This is a genomic window from Paenibacillus baekrokdamisoli, assembly GCF_003945345.1.
Lineage (GTDB): Bacteria > Bacillota > Bacilli > Paenibacillales > Paenibacillaceae > Paenibacillus_Z > Paenibacillus_Z baekrokdamisoli.
The window spans coordinates 623,580-645,656 of record NZ_AP019308.1 but is presented as its reverse complement, the minus strand read 5'-3'; the positions used below and the strand labels follow the sequence as shown (position 1 = coordinate 645,656).

Below are 22,077 nucleotides of genomic sequence, written 5' to 3'. Positions count from 1 at the left end.
CTCCTTCCCCTCACATAGCTTGTTACAGCACTCTTCCCTATTTATCTATATGGTAAGGGTGGGGCAGGCATGACTACGATTTTCACAGTATGGCATAACGCTCTCGAACTTGCCTGAACCAATCAGGCTCTATGGCGTGAATCGTAAGCATTTGACCGGTAAATGGATGCTTGAAAGCCAAAAGCTCACCACGGAGTGCTTGATGCTTAAGCAGTGGATCGCTTCCTCCATATAGCGTATCACCAACTAGTGGATGTCCAATATAACTCAAATGAACACGAATCTGATGAGTCCGGCCTGTTTCCAAACGGACCTTTAGAAGGGTCGCTCTCGGGTAGCATGCCAACGTTTCGTAATGTGTCACGGCAGAATCGCCTGTAGGCGAGACTTTCCTTCTTGTGTTATGATGTCTATCTTTGCCGATTGGTTCATTTATAGTACCTTGTTTGTGCTTTAGCTGACCTTGAGCAAGTGCTTGATACCTACGATCAATTTCTTTGTTCCTCATCGCTTCATCCAGTTGGAGCTGGGCTAATTCATTCTTCGCATACAACACTGGACCGGCCGTGTCATCATCTAACCGATGAATATGTTTGACAGGCATGAGCTCTCCTGACTTTATACAATGCCTTGCCGCAGCTTCATCGAGCGTACCCCTATGACCAGGTGCTGATGGATGAACGGGCATACCCGCAGGTTTATCCAAAACCAGACACCAATCATCTTCAAATAAGACTGGCACCTCATTATGACGTCCTATCACTGGCAGTTTCGCCAGCTCATACATCACATCTCTGCCCATCTCCACAGGGATAAACGTACGGAGCTTTACAACATCGTCAACCATTTGTATGCCACCGATGGAGAACAGCCGATTGATCCATTTGGCCGGGAATAAAGCAAGAGCCAACAACCACTGCCGCACGTGGTGCGGATGGCTATTGGCTTGTAAGGCTTGTTCGTCTTTTACGGCAGTAGTGGCTAGACTTTTCAATACAGATACGGTTAACTCCAGCCACTCGCCATTTCTTTTATAATCAAAGTTTGCCTGAGGCATATTCATCATCATCTCCTACAATTGCCGGAGCGCTTCATCATGTGCAGCAATGGTAGCATCGATGGCAGCTTCATCATGAACAGCAGATACAAACATGCCTTCGAATTGCGATGGAGCGACACTAATTCCAAGATCCAGCATGGCTGCAAAATAAGCCTTAAACCGCTCTAAATCGGATTGTTTGGCTGTCTCATAATTAATGACATGGGTGTCCGTAAAGAATGGACAAACCATAGAGCCAACACGATTAATCGTAACCGGAATTCCATTTTTAGACGCATTTGCTTCGAATCCAAGCTGCAATCTCACAGACATCCGTTCCAAGTGTTCATAGGTTTCCTGAGTAAGTAAACGAAGTGTCGTATAGCCTGCAATCATTGCAAGAGGATTACCAGAGAGCGTTCCTGCTTGATAGATCGGACCGCTTGGTGCGATCATCTCCATGATCTCCCTTTTACCACCATAAGCCCCAACAGGCAGACCGCCGCCAATAACTTTGCCCAAACAGGTCAAATCAGGCGTGATACCGTAAAGCCCCTGCGCGCAATGATAGTTGACCCGGAAACCAGTCATAACCTCGTCAAAGATAAGCAAGCTGCCATATTGCTCCGTTATCTCACGCAAGCCTTGGAGAAAGCCTGGCAATGGAGGAACGACACCCATATTACCAGCGATAGGCTCGACAATAATACAAGCAATCTCTTCACCAAATTTCTCGAATGCTACTTGAACAGAAGCTAAATCATTGTAAGGAACGGTAAGCGTATGGGAAGCTACGCTCTCCGGAACACCAGGACTATCCGGCAATCCTAACGTCGCGACACCTGAACCCGCTTTTATGAGCAAGCTGTCCGCATGTCCATGATAAGAGCCTTCGAACTTCAAGATTTTGCTGCGTTTGGTGTAGCCTCGTGCAAGTCGCAAAGCACTCATCGTTGCTTCTGTACCGGAGTTCACCATTCTTACAACTTCTACGGATGGAACACGCTCGCAAACCAGCTCTGCCATTAACGTCTCAAGCTCAGTAGGTGCGCCAAAGCTCGTTCCCTTCTCAGCCGTACGTTTTATCGCTTCGATGACTTCTGGATGGGCATGACCCATAATGAGAGGCCCCCATGACCCTACATAATCAATGTAGCTGTTACCATCAATGTCGAATACGCGATAGCCTTCTCCGCGTTCCATATAAACGGGCGTTAGTCCTACAGACCGAAAAGCACGCACCGGGGAGTTAACGCCACCTGGGATCACTTGCTTCGCTTTAGCAAATGCTGCTGCGGAGCGTTCATCTGACCTTTTTTGACTTTTTTCGCTCATTTCGACTACACCTACCTGTTAAATAGTTATATTACTTTTATTATTCCCCTTTTAACCAGCGAGCAGCATCCAGCGCATGGTAAGTGATAATAATATCCGCACCAGCCCGTTTCATACCTGTTAAGGTTTCTAACACTACAGCACGCTCGTCGATCCAACCGTTGGCTGCAGCTGCTTTGACCATCGAGTATTCAGCACTTACGTTATAGGCAACTACGGGTAAGTCAAAGTGCTCCTTCAGCATTCGTAAAACGTCCAAGTAAGCAAGGGCAGGCTTAACCATCAGCATATCTGCTCCCTCTAAAACATCCGACTCCGCCTCGCGAAGTGCTTCACGAACATTAGCAGGATCCATTTGATACGTTTTGCGATCACCGAATTGTGGAGTCGAATGTGCCGCTTCACGGAAAGGACCGTAATAGGCAGATGCATATTTAACGGAATAGGACATAACAGGCACCATTTCAAAACCAGCCTCATCAAGTCCTTCACGAATTGCACTAACAAAACCGTCCATCATATTGGATGGAGCGATAATATCAGCACCGGCTTCTGCTTGCGAAATCGCTGTTTTCACTAGTAACGCTAAGGAGCTGTCGTTATCGACCTCAGCAGCACCAGTCTCATCGTCATGATGAACCACTCCACAATGGCCATGATCAGTGAACTGACACAAACAGGTATCAGCAACAATAACCAGCTGCGGTGCCCATGACTTTATCGCACGTGTCGCTTCTTGCACAATTCCGTTATGATCGTAAGCCGATGAAGCCACTGCGTCTTTGGTAGCTGGAACGCCGAAAAGCAGAATCGATTGTATACCTGAGGCAACGACCTTTTCGATTTCTTCTTGAAGCCGATCCATAGAGAAATGATAAACACCCGGCATCGAAGGAATTTCTTCTTTAACGTCATTGCCGACTGTAACAAATAGTGGATAAATAAAATCATTAACTGTTAATTGCGTCTCACGCACCATACTGCGCAGTGCAGCCGAACGTCGTAACCGGCGATGTCTAGTTATTGGAAAACTCATGATGTAACCCTCCTAAAAGTTTTTGCGAGGTTTTATCTAGTCATTCCTAATTAAAGGAATGACTGAGCAAAAACTCACTTCGGAAGCATAAACTAAGATTTTGTGAGGCTCTGCAATATAAGTTGAACTTAAGAAACGGACAATGAGCCGCTGCACAGAGGGAATGTTCTTCCGATCGCTGTTGAGCCCGGATTTCTTATTTTGTCCCCTGTTAAGGGGGAAATCCGGTCTCAAAGGCGAACGCTGACGCTTCTCCAGAATCATCCATCTGCTCCGCTCACTTGTTATCTCTCTAGTTCAACTTATATAGTCATTCCTCATTAAAGGAATGATTGAGGAAAAACTCACTTCGGAAGCATAAGCTTAGTTTTTGCTAGGTTCTATCTGCCATTGAATAACTTAGCGGAGCGGACGGAATCGTTCTGGAGAAACGAAAGTGTTCGCCTTTGCAGCCGGATTCTTACCCTGTAAGTGTTAAGAAAATCAAAGAATCGGGCTGCAACAGCGATCGGAAGAATGATCCGTCCACGTAGCGGACCTTAAGTATAGCACTAGATCTTGCGTCTAGCGGACCTTACGTACCAGCACTAGATCTTGCGACTAGCGACCCTTGCTGCTGAAATCGCATCGATCAACGCATCGATCGTCGCATCCTCTGGTTGGATCGTAACCGTCAGTCCACACTCCGTGGCAGTCTTAGCGGTTACGGGGCCGATGCAAGCGATATCGACGCCTTCCAGCACTTCTAGCGGTTGTTCTACACCCATTCGCCGAAGCACTTCAAGTAAATTTGTAACCGTTGATGAGCTAGCGAATGTAATCACATCTACTTTGCGCTTCAGAAGTAATTCAAGTATTTCCTCATCTTGGTCAGCTGAGATAATGGTCTCGTATACATCGATTTCTATAGGTATAAGTCCTTTTTTCTTAAGCTCTTGCGGCAGAATTTCTCTTGCCAAATCCCCACGAGGGAGCAGCACACGTTGACCAGGTATTAAACTATCCGATAGGCTATCTAACAAATCCTCAGCTTGAAACTTAACCGGAAGCACATCGACGAACAGGCCATGCTTTTCCAGCGCCTCAGCTGTTCTTGGTCCAACGGCCGCAATACGGGCCTGATGAAACTGACGAATATCAATTCGTAATTTCTTGATCCAGCTGAAGAAATATTCGACTCCGTTCACACTGGTAAACATAAGCCAGTCATACTGCCGAGCATCATGTAACGCTTCTTCAAGCACTGCGATTACGCCAGCCTCTGATGGCTCACGCGTTTCAATTACAGGGAATTCGCAAGGCTCTCCGCCTAGCTCCTCTATTCTGTCCACTAAATCGCTGCTTTGAGCTCTCGCTCTTGTAACAAGAACACGAGTCCCAAACAATGGTTTAAGCTCGTACCATTTCAACTTCTCTCTTTGACGAACCACTTCACCGACCACGATGACTGCTGGTGGTTTAAAATCTGCTGCCTTAACGATCGCTTCTATCGTCTCGAGCGTCCCTGTAATCGTTCGCTGCTCAACTCTTGTGCCCCAACGAATAAGGGCAACAGGTGTATCCGGAAGCTTCCCATGCTTTATTAATTGCTGCGCAATATAGCCGATTTTCGCGACTCCCATCAAGAAAACGAGTGTTCCTGTGGCATTCGTTACTTTATCCCAATGAATAGACTCATCCAGTTTATCTGGACTTTCATGTCCCGTTATGATCGATAAGGAGGAAGCCAAGTCGCGATGTGTAACAGGAATACCCGCATATGCAGGTACAGCAATCGCTGATGTAATTCCAGGTACAATATCAAATTCGATCCCGTTCTGATAAAGCAGCTCCGCTTCTTCCCCAACTCTACCGAATATTGTCGGATCTCCGCCTTTTAAACGAGTAACTATCTTTCCCTCAAGCGCTAAATCGACAAGAAGCTGGTTAATATCCTCTTGCTTCATCGTATGACGATCAGGCAGCTTGCCTACATAAACCTTCTCTGTTCCGGGCTTTAAAAATTTTAATAATCGCGGACTTGCCAATCGATCATACACAACAACATCACATGCCTTAATACATTCTAAACCTCGAACTGTGATGAGCTTCGGATCCCCAGGGCCAGCGCCGACTAGATATACTTTTCCTTTATTCTTCTGCTTCAGCAAACCGCTCATCCCCTAACTTCAGCCAGTATGCGATCCGCACCGCGAGCTCTGAGCGCATCAGCGGCTTCTTTGCCAAGCACTTCCGGATTATGACCCCGAACCGTTTCCTTTAACAACACAGAGCCATCTGGAGAGCCTACAATACCTGTTAATTCAAGTAATGGAGATTCCCCTTCCTGCTGCTCTACTACTGTTGCATAAGCGCCGATGGGAATCTGGCAGCCACCATTAAGCTCACCCAGAAAGCTGCGCTCTGCACGAACAGCTAGAAGCGTGAGGGAGTCGGTATAGAGCGTGAGAAGAGCACGAATTTGCTGATCATCCTCACGGCACTCGATACCAAGAGCACCTTGACCGACTGCAGGAACAGAAAGCTCTACTGGCACATAGGAAGAAATCTTCGATTCCCAGCCCATCCGGTGTAAACCAGCAGCGGCAAGCACGATCGCATCGAAACCTTCCGTTTCCAGTTTACCGATTCGCGAATCGATATTACCTCGTATAGATTCAATCTGCAGATCCGGTCTGGCATGCTTAAGCTGGCTTGATCTACGTAGACTGCTTGTACCTACCTTCGCGCCTTGAGGAAGCTCCTCGAGGCTTAGACCGCCCTTTGAAATCAGACAATCTCTAGGGTCCACACGCTTGGGAACAGCGCCGTTAATCAAACCTTCCGGCAGCTCATAAGGCATATCCTTCATGCTGTGTACGGCAAGATCGATTTCGCCATCGAATAGGGCTTGTTCAATTTCTTTAACAAAAAGACCCTTGCCACCGACTTTAGATAACGTTACATCAAGAATGCGATCGCCTTTGGTCACGATTTTACGAATGTCAAAATCATAATCCAATTTATGTATTGCGCAAAGTGCCTTTAATTGATCAATAACTTGACCTGTCTGTGTCAGCGCAAGCGCGCTTTGCCGAGTTCCAACGACGATAACACGCCGCCCATCAACTGAATACACCATCATCTTTGCCTCCTATCTACATTTTGCTGCAGCTGAATCATCCACTGATCTATATACGCCTCTAACTGGCTTGGGCTAAATGTATCTACCTCTACATCGATGTTATTACCCGCTAACTGCTCTGCTGCCTTACGAAGTACTTCATGTCGAAACGAGTCAAAAGACCCTCTTAGAAGCATCCTCTCGCGAAGCAAGCCCAGCATCTCAACTTTCTGAGCGTAATCTTCACCATACTGCTTAGCTAATTCTTGTTTAATCTGGGCGGTAAGGGCTGGACTTGCTCCACCTGTTGTTACCGTGAGCAATAATCCTCCGCGCCTCAGAGTGGATGGTGAGATGAATACACCCTCTTCGGCTTTATCCGCTACATTTACGAGAAGCCCGAGGCGAGCTCCATGGCTCGCGACGGACTGATTGATTTGCCGGACATTCGTTGCGGCGAACACAAGAAAGGCATCTACTAAATCCTCTTCCTTGTATGCCCTCTGTTCCAGTCGTATAGACCCCTTTGCTGACAGCTCTAGAATACCTCCTGAAGCCTCTAGAGCGACAACTAACACATCATTGGCTCCCGATTCCAGTAAGCCGTTCACTTTACGTTCCGCAATCTTACCGCCACCGATTACGACACAACGTCGTCCCACGAGATTCACCATTAAAGGATAGTAACCCGACATCGCCAGTCGCCTGCTTTCATGACCATCCATGAAAGGATGATAATTTATTAATCAGCAAGTTAAATAGCATAACCGCAAAGCATAATACATTCCATTTAGCGAATTTCCAGCCCGTTCCATTGAACCATCGATATTGCAAAAGAATTCCGATATATAATGCTAACGCGACGAACGAAATGATGACCTTCGCATCTAACAACAGTCCATAACGTCCTTCTGTCAGAATCGATGTAACCGCAACTGCTAGGGATAACATCAATAATGGTGTACCAACAAGTGTCGTCCCCAGCATTAATCGGTTGATCGCATCCAGACTAGGGAGACGCTGCATGGACTTGGACCATTGCTTTCCCTTCAATCTGCCATGAAGGAACATATACATCCCAGAGAATATGACGCTAATCGTGAAAGCCACATAAGCACAAATCATAAGAATAACATGTACGACAAGAAGCTCACGTACTAACTCCCATATAGCTAGTGACGCCCCCGAACCAATGACGAAGAGATTAACAGTCAGCACAGCAAAACCAATTACATTCACGAAAAAGACGAGAAACTCAATTCTAAAAAACCGACTAATGACTAACGATACGGTTATGAGCAGCCACGAGAATACAAGTAAGTATTCAAAAGGCGTCATTAAAGTCATATCCAAGTGAGAAATGATACGGTGAATAAGAAAACCAGTTTGCAGCACCCAGACGAAAATAAGCAGCCCTGTGCCCATCCGTTTAGCTCGCCGATTTCGATCAATGAAATCAGAAAAATAAAACAGAAGGCTCAGGGCGTAAATATAAAGCATTCCATCATAAAGCCAATTATGTGTAACCATAGGCGCCTCCACCTTACGGCATCTAGATAGGGAAACGGCGGCTCTCCGCCGCCACTTCCCTGCCGTTTAAACCCGCTTATCCTTTTCTCGGAGCGAATTATCTTGTTACAGCTGCAATTGAACCTGCAGCCGTCTGTGCATTTAACCCTATTCCGAATGTGGAGGAGCTATCGGCTGCAAGCGGTGCTTCTGTGAGAACCGCCGTCTTCCGTTTATCTTCCTTCGCTTGCTCAAGCGTTTCTTCCAAAGCGAAAATTTTCACAAACATGTCCATAGCTTCATCCGCATGCTTCTCGCCTGCAAGTTCTTTAACCCGTACGATCGGATCACTCAGCATCTGATTGACAATACTCTTAGTCAGCTTGCGAATAATCTTCATCTCGCGTTCACCCAAATCCGGCAGCTTATTCGTTAAACTGTCCATCGTCTCTTGATGAATCGAAGCTGCTTTGTCCTGCAGAGCACGAATTAGCGGCGCTACACCGAGCGTCTTATACCATTGACGGTAAGCAAGAATCTCTTCTGTAATGAACACTTCGATCTTAGCCGCTTCTGTACGACGCTGATCTAGATTGCTCTCCACAATTCCTTCCAAATCATCGATATCATACAAGAACACGTTCTCTACCGAAGCAATAGCTGGATCTAAGTCACGCGGAACAGCGATATCAATCATGAATAGTGGGCGAGATTTGCGTTTGTGCATGGCTGTCGCCATCTGCTCCCGAGTAAGTACATAACCGTCAGACCCCGTTGAGCTGATCACAATATCCGTCTCAGGCAGCTTCTGGATAGCATCTATCATGGATAAGGGTATTCCATTAAATTTGTCAGCAAGCTGGACGGCACGATCATAAGTCCGATTGACAACAAACACGCGCTTGACGCCATTCGCGTACAAATGCTTGGCTGTCAGTTCACTCATCTTGCCCGCACCTATAATCATAACGGTCTTACCATTGAACTGCCCGAAAATCCGTTTACCCAGCTCTACAGCAGCGTAACTGACAGAAACAGCTGATTCTCCAATTGAAGTTTCGGAATGGGCTTTTTTAGCTAATGTTACGGCTTGTTTGAAAATAGCATTGAAAAGGGTCCCTGTCGTCTTATGCTCCTGGGCAAGCGAGAATGCTTGCTTAACCTGACCGAGAATTTGCGTTTCTCCAATAACCATAGAGTCTAATCCACATGTTACACGGAACAGATGATCAATTGCCTTCTCATCCTCATACATATATAAATCAGTTGTAAACTGTTGTCTCGGCAAGTTGAACCATTGCTCCATAAAGTTACGAATGTAGTGACCGCAAAGATGTGGACGATCCACTACGGCGTATAGCTCTGTACGGTTACAGGTCGCCACAATGACACATTCCATTATGCTTTTGGTTTGTTGCAATTGTTTGAGAGCTTTAGGCATATCCTTCTCAGAGAATGTAAACCGTTCTCTGACTTCAACAGGAGCTGTCCGATAATTAAGCCCGACAACGATAATGTGCATGCGCGTTCACCTGCCTTTTGATCAATTAATCATCATTTAGTATAGCACAGTTAGCCAACCTATACCCCTGCAAATATGAAAATTATTTGAAATAAATGAGACATAATTAATAAAAAATGATCATGGATTTCTCCATGATCATTCGTTCGTTCCTATTCAAAACTTATACAAGTTCCACTTGCTTCATTTCCGGCTCAACGACTTGAAGTTCACCCATACCACGAACAAGTTTCTTTGCATGAGTCGTTGTTGGCTTCAACACAGACAGCATGTAGTCGATCGCGAGCTGCGGATCCACTGTTTCTCCACACGTATAACAGTCAAGAGCAGCGAAGCCTCTTTCTGGGTATGTGTGAATGGAGAGATGACTTTCAGACAGTAGTACGAGTACAGTAGCGCCTTGCGGCTCGAACTGTTTGCCTTGCACTGAGAGTACGGTAGCGCCGCATGCTTCTGCAGCCTCCACCATTTGGGCTTGTAAAAATTCCGCGTTGTTGAGTAGGTCAAAATCTACACCCCAAGTATCAACAGCCACGTGTCTTCCGAAAGTTGAGTATTCCATCTCTCGGTTCCCCCTTCCTAGGAATAAAATGTTTGAAAAATTTCATCCGCTAGGACCTACGTCATTCACTGCCCGAGGGAATAACCTCTCGCAACATTACCATGTCCTGAGTGAATCCTGGTTCCTAATATTCATTTCAACGAGAATAAAAATAACATCTATTGCTGAGAAATGCAATAGTTTTTTTTGTGTCTGCTCCTTTGAGCAGGGTGTGAAAACCCCAATATAAAGGTATGTATCAACACCTCAAACGGTGTAGCGTTCAGACCCTTTTCGGACAATAAAAAAAAGCCGCACCATAGATGCGGCTGCTGTTGTTTCCAAGCATTTGAACAAAGACTAAGCTTCACGGATGAACAAGGCATGTGTATGATTTCTTAATCGATCATCAATGGCTGCAATTTGCTCTTGATCGGTACACTGGTTTCGAAGATCAAGCAGTTGATTGATGGCGCCATGCAGAACGTGAATCTCTTGCTCAACGTCTGTAATCTTGAACTGTGCTTCCAGCTGTCCGACGGTATCCTTGTATTCAAAGACAACCCTCATGCTGCCGGCTGCATGTTCAACGATCTTCCGAACGGCACCCTGCTCATAAGTATAATTCATCGTATAATTAGAATAAATGCGATTAACGATGGCATCTCCTCGAAAAACAGATACTGCTTTGCGCATCGCGTTCGTTAGTTTAGGGTGAACCAAACGACAGGACATAACACAAACATATCGATCCTGTTGACGCTCGAAAGTTAAGCGGACTTCCTCCCGACCTGCGTCGTCCTCGAGAACCATTTCGTGATTGCCGTTGTCGAGCACTCGCACTTGCTGCTTTACATGCTGCTCTTCAAAGAAGTGAACAAATCCCGACATCTCTTCAGCCGTCAATTGCAGAGAAGCATTGACATACTCCGTGGCTATCCGCTGAGCCATAAAAATCTCCTCAATTCTTTGAACTTGCACCTTTGTAAACCTTCTGTCTAAGTATATTATACTCGATCATCAAGGTTTATTCCTGTCTGCTGTTCACGATATTCTCGCATATTTCAGAAAAATCAGGGAGATTTTACGAAGAGTCCTTGCTTTTATGCGTTATCCTCACTATTCGAACGAAACTTCAATGCTTTCTTCTTGTTCTTGTGCAATCGCCCCATTAATGACTGCCCAAAGCTCATCTCTGCCCAAGCCTGTTTCCGATGAGAACAGCACATGCTGGTCACCCGCTTTGAATCCGATTGTTTCTTTGATAACCTTCACATGCTTGTCCCATTTACTGCGTGGGATCTTGTCCGCTTTGGTTGTAACCACACACACAGGAATATCAAAGTGCTTCAGCCAGTCATACATCAGGCAATCATCTTTGGAAGGAGGATGGCGAATATCGATAATCTGCAATACCATCTTAAGCGGATCTCGGTCGCTTAGGAACCTCTCAATCATTTCACCAAATTGAGCTCTCTGAACTTTAGAAACCTTGGCATAGCCATACCCTGGAAAATCCACTAGGTATAGGCGTTCATTCACGCGATAATAGTTAAGCTGCTGTGTCTTACCCGGCTGTGAGCTTGTACGAGCAAGCCCTTTGCGCTGAATTAATTTATTTATGAGTGAGGATTTTCCGACGTTGGAACGCCCTGCCAGAGCTATCTCTGGCAAGGCGTCAACAGGATATTGATGTGGCTCTACAGCACTTATAACGAATTCAACTTGCATAATCTTCACGTTAAATAACCTGCTTTCTTAGTGCGTCTGAACGGGAGCTTGCGCTAGAGCATGCAAGAGCACTTCGTCCATATGACTGACTGGAATGAATTCCAGATCCGCTCTTATGCTGTCTGGAATGTCGCGAAGATCGCGTTCATTCTCTTTAGGTATAAGCACTTTTGTGATGCCTGCCCGATGTGCGGCAAGCGACTTTTCTTTCAATCCACCGATTGGCAGCACACGGCCGCGAAGTGTAATCTCTCCGGTCATGGCTACTTCCTTGGAAACATATCTGCCAGTGAGAGCCGAGATGAGTGCTGTGGCCATTGTAATGCCAGCAGAGGGCCCATCCTTCGGAATAGCACCTTCAGGGATATGAATATGGATATCATTCTTCTCATGAAAGTCAGAATCAATTTTCAATTCCGTCGCTTTAGAGCGTGTATAACTAAAAGCGGCTTGAGCGGACTCTTTCATAACATCTCCAAGCTGGCCCGTAAGCGTTAATTTACCGCTGCCAGGAAGAACGGTAACCTCGATAACGAGTGTATCTCCACCGACTTCTGTCCAAGCAAGACCTGTAACCGCGCCAATTTGATCCTCGACCTCGGCCATTCCATAACGGAACTTAGCAGGCCCTAGCCATTCTTTAATCTTTGCGATATCGACGTCAATGCTAGTGATGGCTTCATCCGTAACAAGCGCTTTTGCTGCTTTACGACAAATGGCTGCAACCTGCTGCTCCAAATTCCGTACGCCAGACTCTCTCGTATATTCACGGATAATCTGAAGCAGTGCGCTATCCTCCACGACCAGCTTCTCTTCCTCTAGACCATGCTCGCGTTTTTGCTTCGGCAGTAAATAACGCTTTGCAATCTGCATCTTCTCAAGTTCCGTATAACCTGGGATATAGAGCATCTCCATACGGTCGAGAAGTGGTCTTGGAATGTTGTGAACGGCATTAGCTGTCGTAATGAACATGACATTTGAGAGATCAAAAGGAACCTCAATAAAATGATCACTAAAGGTATTGTTCTGCTCAGGATCCAGCACCTCAAGCAGAGCTGATGCCGGGTCACCCCTGAAATCCATCGCCATCTTATCAATCTCATCGAGTAAGAAGACGGGATTAAGCGAACCTGCTGTCTTCATCCCTTGAATGATTCGTCCTGGCATAGCGCCGACATAGGTACGGCGATGACCGCGTATTTCGGCTTCATCACGCACTCCACCGAGCGAAATCCGGACAAACTGGCGCTCCAGGGATTTGGCAATCGATCGAGCCATGGAAGTTTTACCGACACCCGGCGGGCCGACTAAGCATAAGATCGGACCTTTCATTTTCTTCACCAGCTGTTGAACGGCCAAGTATTCAAGTACCCGTTCCTTCGGTTTCTCAAGTCCGTAATGATCCTCGTTGAGGATCGTTTCGGCTTTGGTCACATTCAGGTCATCACTCGTTTTGTTATTCCATGGGAGCGATAGAAGCCAATCGATATAATTGCGGATGACACCACCCTCCGCAGAGGTAGATGGCATCTTCTCGAGACGGTCAATTTCTTTTTCAACCTTCTCTTTCACTTTTTCTGGCAAGCCGGCCTCAGCCATTTGGGTACGAAGCTCTTCAACTTCCCCCGCTCTGCCTTCCTTCTCGCCAAGCTCCTTTTGAATCGCCTTCATCTGTTCACGCAAATAATATTCTTTCTGCGTTTTCTCCATTTGCTTCTTCACGCGCTGGCTGATCTTACGCTCAAGCTCCAGCACTTCACGTTCATTACCTAAGATGTCGAGAAGCTTCTCAAGACGATCCCTCACATCAATCGTTTCTAAGATATCCTGCTTATCTTTGATTTTGAGAGTTAAATGGCTCGTAATCACATCAGCAAGCCTTCCAGGCTCATCGATATCAGAAACAGCCGCGAGTGTCTCAGGTGTTACCTTCTTCGACAAATTAATATAATGTTCGAACTGACTGAGTACCGTACGCATGAGCGCATCAATTTCTGGATCGGTTGATTCAGCCTCCGGCATTTCTTTAACAGTTACTTCATAAAAGTCATCATTCGGCAAATAATCCACAATCTCTGCACGAACAACACCCTCTACCAGAACGCGAATTGTGCCGTTAGGCAGCTTAAGCATCTGCCGCACCCGCGCCACTGTACCAACGCGGTAGATATCTTCTTGTGTTGGCTCTTCAATGTTTACTTCCGACTGTGAACATAGCAAAATCATATGATCGTCAAGCATCGCACGATCTAACGCGCGTACAGACTTTTCCCTGCCCACATCTAGGTGGAGCACCATACTAGGGTATACGAGAAGCCCCCTGAGCGGCAATAAGGGTAGCCGACGACCTTTCCATTTAGCAGGTCCCATATCAGCACCTCCATCTTTGAAGTTTTTTCCACCTTACCCGTGTCGAAAAACTTCGGTTTCAGCTTATGGCTTTCTCCTATTTTATCACTCAACGGAATCCGCCTGCAAATAGGGCAGTCCCTTCGCAATAAAAACGTCCGTGGCAGGTGCAGGTTGAACAATAGGAATCGATAGATCGACGGTTTGGAACACATGACGGAACACTTCCTCAACATGGTCAACCGGGATGACTTGCAAGCCTTGTAAGTCGGCAAATATAGCCTGCCAGTTCTCTCGTGGTATTATAACCGTATCTGCCCCCGCTTGAAAAGCCGCCTCGACTTTTGCTAGAACACCGCCAACGGGCTTCACATTACCATGAATACCCACTTCACCTGTCATGGCGAGTTTATTGTCAATCGGCTCTCCTTTAATAGCGGATGCAATAGCCGTAGCCATCGCAATCCCTGCAGAAGGACCATCAATTGGCGTACCGCCTGGGAAATTGATGTGGAGATCATAATTCTCCGGCTTCATCCCAATTCGTCTTAATACCGTGAGAACATTCTCAATGGATCCTTTGGCCATACTTTTACGTCTTAATGTCCGACTGCTTCCACCGCCAAGCTCTTCTTCATCAACAACCCCTGTGATCGTATAAACGCCCTTACCTGTACGTGCTGGAATCGCACTGACTTCAATCTCAAGCAGCGTGCCCATATTGGGACCATAAACGGCTAGTCCATTCACGAAACCAACCTGCGGCATTGCTGGAACCTTCCGATCTGGGCGCGGCGGGATCTGACTGCTGTTCACAACCCATTCCACATCAGCAGCCGAAATGGAGTCTCGTTTCTCCGAAAGTGCAAGTCCTGCTGCAAGCTGAATAACATTGACTGCTTCACGACCATTCGTTGCATAGCGCGTAATGACATCTATTGCTTCCTGACATGGAGGCAAACCAATTTTCTTCAATGCATTGACTGCAATCTGGGAAACCTCACCTGGCAGCAAAGGACGGAAATAAATTTCCATACAGCGTGACCGTAGAGCTGGCGGCAGCTCCTGCGGTGAGCGTGTAGTAGCTCCAACAAGTCGAAAGTCTGCTGGCAGCCCATTTTGAAAAATGTCATGAATATACATCGGGATATTCGTATCTTCGGAGTTGTAATAGGCGCTCTCTAGAAATACCTTTCGATCCTCGAGTACTTTTAACAACTTATTCATCTGGATCGGGTGTAATTCACCAATCTCATCAATAAACAGCATACCACCATGCGCTTTCGTTACTGCACCTGGTTTTGGCTGCGGTATACCGGCAACACCCATCGCTCCCGCACCTTGATAGATCGGATCATGAACGGAGCCAATCAGAGGATCCGCTATACCGCGCTCATCAAAACGGGCGGTCGTTGCGTCAATCTCGGTAAATTTGGCATCTTGAAGAAAGGGGGAGGTCGGGTTCTTCTTGGCTTCCTCTAGCACAACACGAGCAGCCGCTGTCTTGCCGACTCCCGGTGGTCCATAGATAATGACATGCTGTGGATTAGCACTGCATAACGCCGCCTTCAGCGCCCGCAGACCATCCCGCTGACCTACGATATCATTGATCGATTGGGGACGTGTCTTCTCGGACAGAGGCTTAGTGAGCGAAACAGAACGAAGCTTCCGCAGTTTATCCATTTCTTTACGTGATTCACGATCAACGGCAGAGCGGTTTGTCTTCTGGTTGCGTAATAAGTTCCAGAAATACAAACCAATTACAATAGCAAAGAAAACTTGAACCAACATTAACATCATACTTAAACTCATAGCGATTTACTCCTCTCAGGTAAGAAGAAAAAAACATCCGGCTTTAATGGACTCATACTTTTCAGTATTGCCTCCAGCCGGATGGAATAATCGCTATTTTGATGTAAAGTTTGAATCGCTTCCCTAAAGACGCTATTACTTAGCTGGAATAGGATGAGGTTTACGCCCTGGAATTTCTCCAGTTGCCTCAAACACACGGACAATCTCATCGATTTCTTTCTTGAGCTCAACAAGCATGTCGGCCTCTGGAACCTTACGGATCATCTCTCCGTAACGGAACAGCATCCCTTCGCCCCGTGCTCCAGCAATACCGATATCAGCTTCACGCGCTTCACCGGGTCCATTCACCGCACAGCCAAGCACCGACACTTTAATCGGAACTTTGATTTTGCTAATATATTCTTCAACTTCATTGGCAATAGAGAACAAATCAATATCCAATCGTCCGCATGTCGGACAAGAAACAAGGGTAGCTGCGTTCGTAATAAGACCGAAGCATTTCAATAGCTCGCGCGCTACCTTGACCTCTTCAACCGGATCTGCGCTTAAGCTAATACGCACCGTGTTCCCAATTCCCATTGAAAGCAAGGCCCCAATACCAGCAGAGCTCTTGATTGTGCCTGAATGGAGTGTCCCTGCTTCTGTAATACCCAGATGAAGAGGATAACGAATTTGCTCCGCAGCCATCCGGTATGCAGCAATAGCCATGGGTACATCAGATGCCTTCAATGAGACGATGATATCGTGGAAATCTAATTCTTCAAGAATACCGATATGGAAAAGGGCACTTTCTACCATTGCTTCCGGAGTCGGATAGCCATACTTTTCAAGCAAATGATTCTCTAGTGAACCTGCATTGACCCCAATTCGAATTGGAATTCCGCGGTCTTTACAGGCTTTAACAACGGCTTCCACCTTCTCGCGACGTCCGATGTTGCCTGGATTGATTCGAACCTTGTCCACACCATTCTCAATCGCTAATAAGGCCAAACGATGATCAAAATGAATGTCTGCTACTAGCGGAATATGAATGCGTTTCTTAATTTCTTTGATCGCTTCAGCAGCTTCCTTGTTATTAACGGTTACACGAACCACTTGGCAGCCCGCTTCTTCTAAACGTAAAATTTCGGAGACAGTCGCTTCTACATCCGCGGTCTTCGTTGTACACATACTTTGAATGATAACTTCGTCGCTGCCGCCAATTGTAAGAGGCCCGACTTTAACAGGTACGGTATCTTTACGCGTATACATCCTTAATCACTCCCATTAACGTCAAAGTCCACCCTTGCTTGCGGCGGCATTATACGCCGCTTGAGGCAAGGGTGGAAATATTGTCGGTGTCTATTGGATCAGGCGCTTTCTTCCTTTTTCTTGCCCTTCTTCGGCGTCAGTTCTGGCATAATTCTGTCCATAACGACTTTCTCCGTGATCAGACAAGTGCTGACATCATCACGAGAAGGAACCTCGTACATCACGTCCAGCATCAGGCCTTCAATGATGGCCCGTAGTCCACGCGCTCCCGTATTACGTTTGATTGCTTCCTTGGCTATTGCATCCAAAGCTGCAGCTTCAAACTCGAGCTTCACGTTATCCATCTCAAGCAGCTTCTGATACTGCTTAACAAGCGCGTTCTTCGGCTCGGAAAGAATCCGAACGAGAGCTGGCTCATCAAGCGGCTCAAGAGTTGAGATGACCGGTAACCGGCCAACAAACTCAGGGATTAGCCCGAATTTAAGCAAGTCTTCCGGAAGAACCATCGACAGGTATTCGCCTGCTTTCAGATCCTTCACGCTGTCGCCGGCTGTATTGAAGCCAATGACTTTCTTGCCGATACGTCTCTTAATGAGCTGTTCAAGACCATCAAAAGCACCACCGCAAATAAACAAGATGTTAGTCGTGTCAATTTGGATAAACTCTTGATGCGGATGTTTCCGTCCACCTTGTGGGGGAACAGAAGCTACCGTTCCTTCTAAAATCTTAAGCAGCGCTTGTTGTACGCCTTCGCCTGAGACATCGCGCGTGATAGATGGGTTCTCCGATTTGCGTGCTACTTTATCGATTTCATCGATATAGATAATGCCGCGCTCGGCTTTCTCCACATCATAGTCAGCAGATTGAATCAGCTTAAGCAAAATGTTCTCAACATCTTCACCGACATAACCAGCTTCAGTCAAAGAAGTTGCATCCGCAATCGCGAACGGAACGTTCAGGATTTTGGCCATCGTCTGTGCGAGCAACGTTTTACCAGAGCCTGTCGGTCCTACAAGAAGGATGTTACTCTTTTGAAGCTCAACATCTTCCAGTTTATTCTGGGAATTGATACGTTTGTAATGATTGTATACCGCTACAGAGAGCGATTTTTTCGCTTGATCTTGACCAATAACATATTGATCGAGAATGTTGCGAATATCCTTTGGTTTAGGAATATCCTTCAGATCAAGCTCTTCTTCATGACCGAGCTCCTCCTCAACGATTTCCGTACAAAGTTCGATACATTCATCGCATATATAGACGCCTGGGCCGGCAACGAGCTTTCGCACTTGATCTTGCGATTTGCCGCAGAAGGAACACTTCAGCTGGCCTTTCTCGTCATTGAATTTAAACATGAAATCACCCTTTCATTTCTTTTACTGGCTGGATGATGTTACGACCTTATCAATAAGGCCATAATTAAGAGCCTCTTCAGCACTCATAAAGTTGTCACGATCTGTATCACGGTCTATTTTCTCGTAAGGCTGTCCTGTACGATCAACTAAAATTTGATTCAGCTTTTGTTTCGTTTTCAAAATCCAGTCCGCGTGAATCTTGATATCGGAAGCTTGGCCTCGAACGCCGCCAAGCGGCTGATGAATCATTACTTCACTGTTCGGGAGGGCAAGACGCTTGCCTTTTGCACCAGCAGTAAGTAAGAGAGCGCCCATACTTGCAGCAAGACCGACACAAATCGTCGATACTTCCGGCTTGATGAACTGCATCGTATCGTAAATACCCATACCAGCGGTTACTGAACCACCTGGTGAGTTAATATACAGACTGATGTCTTTCTCCGGGTCGTCAGCAGCCAAGAAAAGCAACTGTGCAATGACGGCATTAGCAACATCATCGTCGATCGCACTTCCTAGAAATATTATCCGATCCTTCAATAAACGGGAGTAAATATCGTAAGAACGCTCTCCCCGATTCGTTTGTTCAACGACCATAGGCACCAGATTCATGCGACCAACCTTCTTTCTCTCCATCGACTTTTGATCCGTACTTATTTTATCATGTTCCGGAAGCAATGTCATTTTTCTCAATACTACATTATACGATACTCGGTATTACATATGTACGGGACGAAGCCCAATTTGTTAATAGAAAGGTACGATAAGGTTGAAATAAGGCACGTGGATACGTGCCTTATCGAATCATAGAACGGGTTTGTCCTAATGAACAACCAACGTCTTTCTTATGCAACTACTGTTTCTGCTTTGCTGTTTTCAAGCAAGAATTTAATGGTTTTACGTAGAACAAGATCTTCCTTGATGTTGTCTAGGTTGCCGTTTCCTTCGAAGATCGTACGAAGCTCTTCAACGGAACGTCCGTATTGCTTGGAGAGATTCTCTAATTCTTCATTCAAATCGGAATCATCCGCTGTAATGCCTTCTGTCTTCGCGATTTGCTCCAAAACAAGATTGTTGCGAACGCGTTTCACTGCATCACCGTGCATTTGGCTGCGAAGCGCTGCTTCGTCTTGACCGGAGAACTGGAAGTACAGTTCAAGGTTCATTCCTTGCTGTTTCAGACGGTTCTCGAAATCACGAAGCATGAAGTTTGTTTCGGAATCGATCATTGCATCTGGGATGTCGATCTCAGCTGCTTCTGAAGCTTTCTCCACAACAGCTGTTTCGCGTGCTGCTTCGCTTTCTTTCAGCTTGCGATCAGCCAGCTTGCTTACGAGATCTTGCTTGAATTCTTCCAGTGTATCGAATTCGCTGACGTCTTTAGCAAATTCATCATCAAGAGCCGGAAGGTTCTTGCGTTTGATCTCATGCAGCTTCACTTTGAAAATAGCTTGTTTACCAGCAAGGTTCTCAGCGTGGTAGCTCTCAGGGAATGTAACTTCGATATCTTTAAAGTCACCTGTTTGCAGACCTACTACTTGCTCTTCGAACCCTGGGATAAATGAGCCTGAACCAAGCTCAAGGGAGTGACGCTCGCTTTTGCCGCCTTCGAATGCTTCGCCATCTACGTAGCCATCAAAATCGATGACTGTAACATCACCATTCTCAGCTGCGCCTTCTTCGATAACCGTAAGCTCAGCATGACGCTGTTGCAAACGGTCAAGCTCAGCAGCCACTTCTTCTTCACTAACGGATGCATCAGCCGCTGGAACTTCAAGACCTTTATAATCACCAAGCTGTACTTCAGGTTTAACTGTTACTTTAGCTTTGAATTTAAAGGATTGACCTTTACCAAATTGATCTACATCGATATCAGGACGGTCAACTGGAAGAATACCCGTTTCTTGAAGAGCTTCAGAATAAGCATCCGGAAGCAAAATATCAATTGCATCTTGGTACAGACTTTCGATACCAAAACGAGCTTCAAAAATACCCCGTGGTACCTTCCCTTTACGGAATCCAGGTACGTTTACTTTTGCTACGACTTTCTTAAATGCTTTGTCTATCGCTTCGTTAACTTTCTCTGCTGCTACTTCCACTTCGATCGAGACAAGGTTCTTGTCTATTTTTTCCCAAGTTGCTGTCATGTTATGCTTTCCCCTCCAAATTAAATGACGCTTGAGCGTCAGGTTTTACGCGTAATAAACCATTCTATTATAATCAACATCCGCTCGAATATCAAGACTCGTCTCCATTGCCATTTTCTCTAAGCAAGGCGACCTGTCTCAAGGAACGACAAGCTTGCTCATAACGGAATCTCAGCGTATCTGTAATGCCATATGTATCCCTTACGTCGTCATCATTCACTCTACCATAAAGCGAAAGCTCAAGCACTTGGTGGAGAGCAGCTGCAAAGCAATCTACCGTTTCGTCATCATCCTTGAGCATGCGATCATAGGCCGATGTCCCATACAAGCATTGAAGGCAGTCCTTCCATAACTCTTTGGCAAAATGCGGCATTGTCACATCGATAACCTCTGTTACTAATTCTACCCGTTCTACAACTCTCGCAACCACCTGTGGAAAATCATCCATTGCTAAAGGCGTTTGTTCGATATCCAATTCCACGAGTTCGCCAAGCCGTTCCAATTGAAGAGGGCCTGTAAGACCACGTCTTCGCAAGCATTGGAGCGCCTTGAACTGCAGGGCTGGATGCAGTTCATTCGTTGTAAGCCAGCTCACAATTGTCTCGTCCACACCTGGATATTTAAGATGTGTTGCACGCTCGAGAGCGAGAATCTGCTGATCTGCAACAGGATGATGCTGAATGATGTATAGAACCTGTTGTACATAAGTTTCATCGTATTGTTCAGGAACAAGTGCTTCTCTGCGGAATGAGGCTTCCATTTCTTCATCCTCAAGCTCATGTGAACCCTCACCAGAATTTTCTGCCTCATCGAAGGGGAAAGCCACTTCAAGCCAAGTAAGTAAGTTGCCCCACTCATCGTAATGCCGCTTCTCTTCCCCTTGGCATTGCAATAAAAACCGCAGAAGCTCCTTTGCTTCTCCATACTGCTCAGCCTCTAGCATCCGGGTCAGCTGGTTCTGGTATTGATCAAGCATACTAGGAAAAAGATAAACATTTTCTTTACTATCGTCCTGCGGAGGGATAGAAGTTGTAATACAATCACCGCCTTGTCTGTCGAACCAAAACGAGTCACCTTGTCTATGTCTGGTTCGAGATCGATTATAACACTACCTGTTGTTGATTTCCATTTGTGCCTATGCTATTATTGGGACTGCTTGTATTTATTACATGCGGGTGTAGTTCAGTGGCAGAACGCCAGCTTCCCAAGCTTGAGGCGAGGGTTCGATTCCCTTCACCCGCTTCGTTATGAATTTGCTTCTTCGGAAGGGATGAGAACCCTCAGCGGTTCGACCGTCCGTATAAGCTTCCATGAATCATCTAAGTAGGACGAGCGTCGAAATCTACCTTA

The 22,077-nt window shown here is 46.1% G+C and carries 18 protein-coding genes and 1 tRNA gene; 1 reads left to right on the top strand and 18 read right to left on the bottom strand.

The features are described 5' to 3' along the window. Nucleotides 1–82: 82 nt before the first annotated feature. The 18 genes from EKN16_RS02690 to EKN16_RS02605 form a co-directional block, all read right to left on the bottom strand. Nucleotides 83–1,057 carry an RluA family pseudouridine synthase gene (locus tag EKN16_RS02690; protein WP_125653588.1) on the bottom strand — a complete coding sequence of 325 codons (975 nt, stop codon included), beginning with the start codon at nucleotides 1,055–1,057 and terminating at the stop codon, nucleotides 83–85. Nucleotides 1,058–1,072: 15 nt separating this feature from the next. Next, on the bottom strand, nucleotides 1,073–2,374 hold the full coding sequence (hemL, locus tag EKN16_RS02685) for a glutamate-1-semialdehyde 2,1-aminomutase (protein ID WP_125653587.1): 1,302 nt from the start codon (nucleotides 2,372–2,374) through the stop codon (nucleotides 1,073–1,075). A gap of 40 nt (nucleotides 2,375–2,414) precedes the next feature. Next, nucleotides 2,415–3,410: a porphobilinogen synthase gene (gene hemB, locus EKN16_RS02680; protein WP_125653586.1), complete on the bottom strand. Its 996-nt coding sequence runs from the start codon at nucleotides 3,408–3,410 to the stop codon at nucleotides 2,415–2,417. A gap of 587 nt (nucleotides 3,411–3,997) precedes the next feature. Beyond that, nucleotides 3,998–5,560, bottom strand: coding sequence for a uroporphyrinogen-III C-methyltransferase (cobA, locus tag EKN16_RS02675; RefSeq protein WP_232016165.1), 1,563 nt, complete (start codon nucleotides 5,558–5,560; stop codon nucleotides 3,998–4,000). 5 nt (nucleotides 5,561–5,565) lie between these two features. Beyond that, nucleotides 5,566–6,534 (bottom strand): hydroxymethylbilane synthase, encoded by a 969-nt coding sequence (hemC, locus tag EKN16_RS02670; RefSeq protein WP_125653584.1) that lies wholly within the window; start codon nucleotides 6,532–6,534, stop codon nucleotides 5,566–5,568. Further along, a complete protein-coding gene (locus EKN16_RS02665; protein ID WP_125653583.1) occupies nucleotides 6,531–7,238 on the bottom strand; it encodes a precorrin-2 dehydrogenase/sirohydrochlorin ferrochelatase family protein in 708 nt (235 codons plus the stop codon). Before EKN16_RS02665 ends, hemC begins: the two co-directional genes overlap by 4 nt. After that, nucleotides 7,225–8,043: a cytochrome c biogenesis protein CcsA gene (gene ccsA / locus EKN16_RS02660; protein WP_125653582.1), complete on the bottom strand. Its 819-nt coding sequence runs from the start codon at nucleotides 8,041–8,043 to the stop codon at nucleotides 7,225–7,227. The genes EKN16_RS02665 and ccsA overlap by 14 nt, the downstream gene beginning before the upstream one ends. A gap of 97 nt (nucleotides 8,044–8,140) precedes the next feature. Next, nucleotides 8,141–9,544: a glutamyl-tRNA reductase gene (gene hemA, locus EKN16_RS02655; protein WP_125653581.1), complete on the bottom strand. Its 1,404-nt coding sequence runs from the start codon at nucleotides 9,542–9,544 to the stop codon at nucleotides 8,141–8,143. Between the two features lie 163 nt (nucleotides 9,545–9,707). Then, entirely contained in the window at nucleotides 9,708–10,106 is a 399-nt protein-coding gene (speD, locus tag EKN16_RS02650) for an adenosylmethionine decarboxylase (protein WP_125653580.1), read from the bottom strand. A 339-nt stretch (nucleotides 10,107–10,445) separates the two neighbouring features. Further along, entirely contained in the window at nucleotides 10,446–11,036 is a 591-nt protein-coding gene (locus EKN16_RS02645) for a non-ribosomal peptide synthetase module (protein ID WP_125653579.1), read from the bottom strand. A 168-nt stretch (nucleotides 11,037–11,204) separates the two neighbouring features. Further along, nucleotides 11,205–11,825 carry a ribosome biogenesis GTP-binding protein YihA/YsxC gene (gene yihA, locus EKN16_RS02640; RefSeq protein ID WP_125653578.1) on the bottom strand — a complete coding sequence of 207 codons (621 nt, stop codon included), beginning with the start codon at nucleotides 11,823–11,825 and terminating at the stop codon, nucleotides 11,205–11,207. 18 nt (nucleotides 11,826–11,843) lie between these two features. Beyond that, nucleotides 11,844–14,186 carry an endopeptidase La gene (gene lon / locus EKN16_RS02635; RefSeq protein WP_125653577.1) on the bottom strand — a complete coding sequence of 781 codons (2,343 nt, stop codon included), beginning with the start codon at nucleotides 14,184–14,186 and terminating at the stop codon, nucleotides 11,844–11,846. 84 nt (nucleotides 14,187–14,270) lie between these two features. Then, on the bottom strand, nucleotides 14,271–15,977 hold the full coding sequence (gene lonB / locus EKN16_RS02630) for an ATP-dependent protease LonB (protein WP_125653576.1): 1,707 nt from the start codon (nucleotides 15,975–15,977) through the stop codon (nucleotides 14,271–14,273). 135 nt (nucleotides 15,978–16,112) lie between these two features. After that, nucleotides 16,113–17,228, bottom strand: a complete 1,116-nt coding sequence (ispG, locus tag EKN16_RS02625; protein ID WP_125653575.1) for a flavodoxin-dependent (E)-4-hydroxy-3-methylbut-2-enyl-diphosphate synthase — start codon at nucleotides 17,226–17,228, stop codon at nucleotides 16,113–16,115. Between the two features lie 98 nt (nucleotides 17,229–17,326). Beyond that, nucleotides 17,327–18,583, bottom strand: a complete 1,257-nt coding sequence (clpX, locus tag EKN16_RS02620) for an ATP-dependent protease ATP-binding subunit ClpX (protein ID WP_125653574.1) — start codon at nucleotides 18,581–18,583, stop codon at nucleotides 17,327–17,329. Nucleotides 18,584–18,604: 21 nt separating this feature from the next. Further along, nucleotides 18,605–19,192 carry an ATP-dependent Clp endopeptidase proteolytic subunit ClpP gene (clpP, locus tag EKN16_RS02615; RefSeq protein ID WP_125665787.1) on the bottom strand — a complete coding sequence of 196 codons (588 nt, stop codon included), beginning with the start codon at nucleotides 19,190–19,192 and terminating at the stop codon, nucleotides 18,605–18,607. A 233-nt stretch (nucleotides 19,193–19,425) separates the two neighbouring features. After that, nucleotides 19,426–20,727: a trigger factor gene (gene tig, locus EKN16_RS02610; RefSeq protein ID WP_125653573.1), complete on the bottom strand. Its 1,302-nt coding sequence runs from the start codon at nucleotides 20,725–20,727 to the stop codon at nucleotides 19,426–19,428. Nucleotides 20,728–20,818: 91 nt separating this feature from the next. After that, nucleotides 20,819–21,703 (bottom strand): hypothetical protein, encoded by an 885-nt coding sequence (locus EKN16_RS02605; RefSeq protein WP_125653572.1) that lies wholly within the window; start codon nucleotides 21,701–21,703, stop codon nucleotides 20,819–20,821. A 195-nt stretch (nucleotides 21,704–21,898) separates the two neighbouring features. Between EKN16_RS02605 and EKN16_RS02600 the strand changes: the two genes are divergently transcribed. Beyond that, nucleotides 21,899–21,969 (top strand) — tRNA-Gly (locus tag EKN16_RS02600). Nucleotides 21,970–22,077: the final 108 nt, after the last annotated feature.

Coding starts and splice junctions, on each gene's coding strand:
- EKN16_RS02690 (WP_125653588.1), bottom strand. CDS start 1,057: ATGCCTCAGGCAAACTTTGATTATAAAAGAAATGGCGAGTGGCTGGAG.
- hemL (WP_125653587.1), bottom strand. CDS start 2,374: ATGAGCGAAAAAAGTCAAAAAAGGTCAGATGAACGCTCCGCAGCAGCA.
- hemB (WP_125653586.1), bottom strand. CDS start 3,410: ATGAGTTTTCCAATAACTAGACATCGCCGGTTACGACGTTCGGCTGCA.
- hemC (WP_125653584.1), bottom strand. CDS start 6,534: ATGATGGTGTATTCAGTTGATGGGCGGCGTGTTATCGTCGTTGGAACT.
- EKN16_RS02665 (WP_125653583.1), bottom strand. CDS start 7,238: ATGGATGGTCATGAAAGCAGGCGACTGGCGATGTCGGGTTACTATCCT.
- ccsA (WP_125653582.1), bottom strand. CDS start 8,043: ATGGTTACACATAATTGGCTTTATGATGGAATGCTTTATATTTACGCC.
- hemA (WP_125653581.1), bottom strand. CDS start 9,544: ATGCACATTATCGTTGTCGGGCTTAATTATCGGACAGCTCCTGTTGAA.
- speD (WP_125653580.1), bottom strand. CDS start 10,106: ATGGAATACTCAACTTTCGGAAGACACGTGGCTGTTGATACTTGGGGT.
- EKN16_RS02645 (WP_125653579.1), bottom strand. CDS start 11,036: ATGGCTCAGCGGATAGCCACGGAGTATGTCAATGCTTCTCTGCAATTG.
- lon (WP_125653577.1), bottom strand. CDS start 14,186: ATGGGACCTGCTAAATGGAAAGGTCGTCGGCTACCCTTATTGCCGCTC.
- lonB (WP_125653576.1), bottom strand. CDS start 15,977: ATGAGTTTAAGTATGATGTTAATGTTGGTTCAAGTTTTCTTTGCTATT.
- ispG (WP_125653575.1), bottom strand. CDS start 17,228: ATGTATACGCGTAAAGATACCGTACCTGTTAAAGTCGGGCCTCTTACA.
- clpX (WP_125653574.1), bottom strand. CDS start 18,583: ATGTTTAAATTCAATGACGAGAAAGGCCAGCTGAAGTGTTCCTTCTGC.
- clpP (WP_125665787.1), bottom strand. CDS start 19,192: ATGAATCTGGTGCCTATGGTCGTTGAACAAACGAATCGGGGAGAGCGT.
- tig (WP_125653573.1), bottom strand. CDS start 20,727: ATGACAGCAACTTGGGAAAAAATAGACAAGAACCTTGTCTCGATCGAA.
- EKN16_RS02605 (WP_125653572.1), bottom strand. CDS start 21,703: ATGCTTGATCAATACCAGAACCAGCTGACCCGGATGCTAGAGGCTGAG.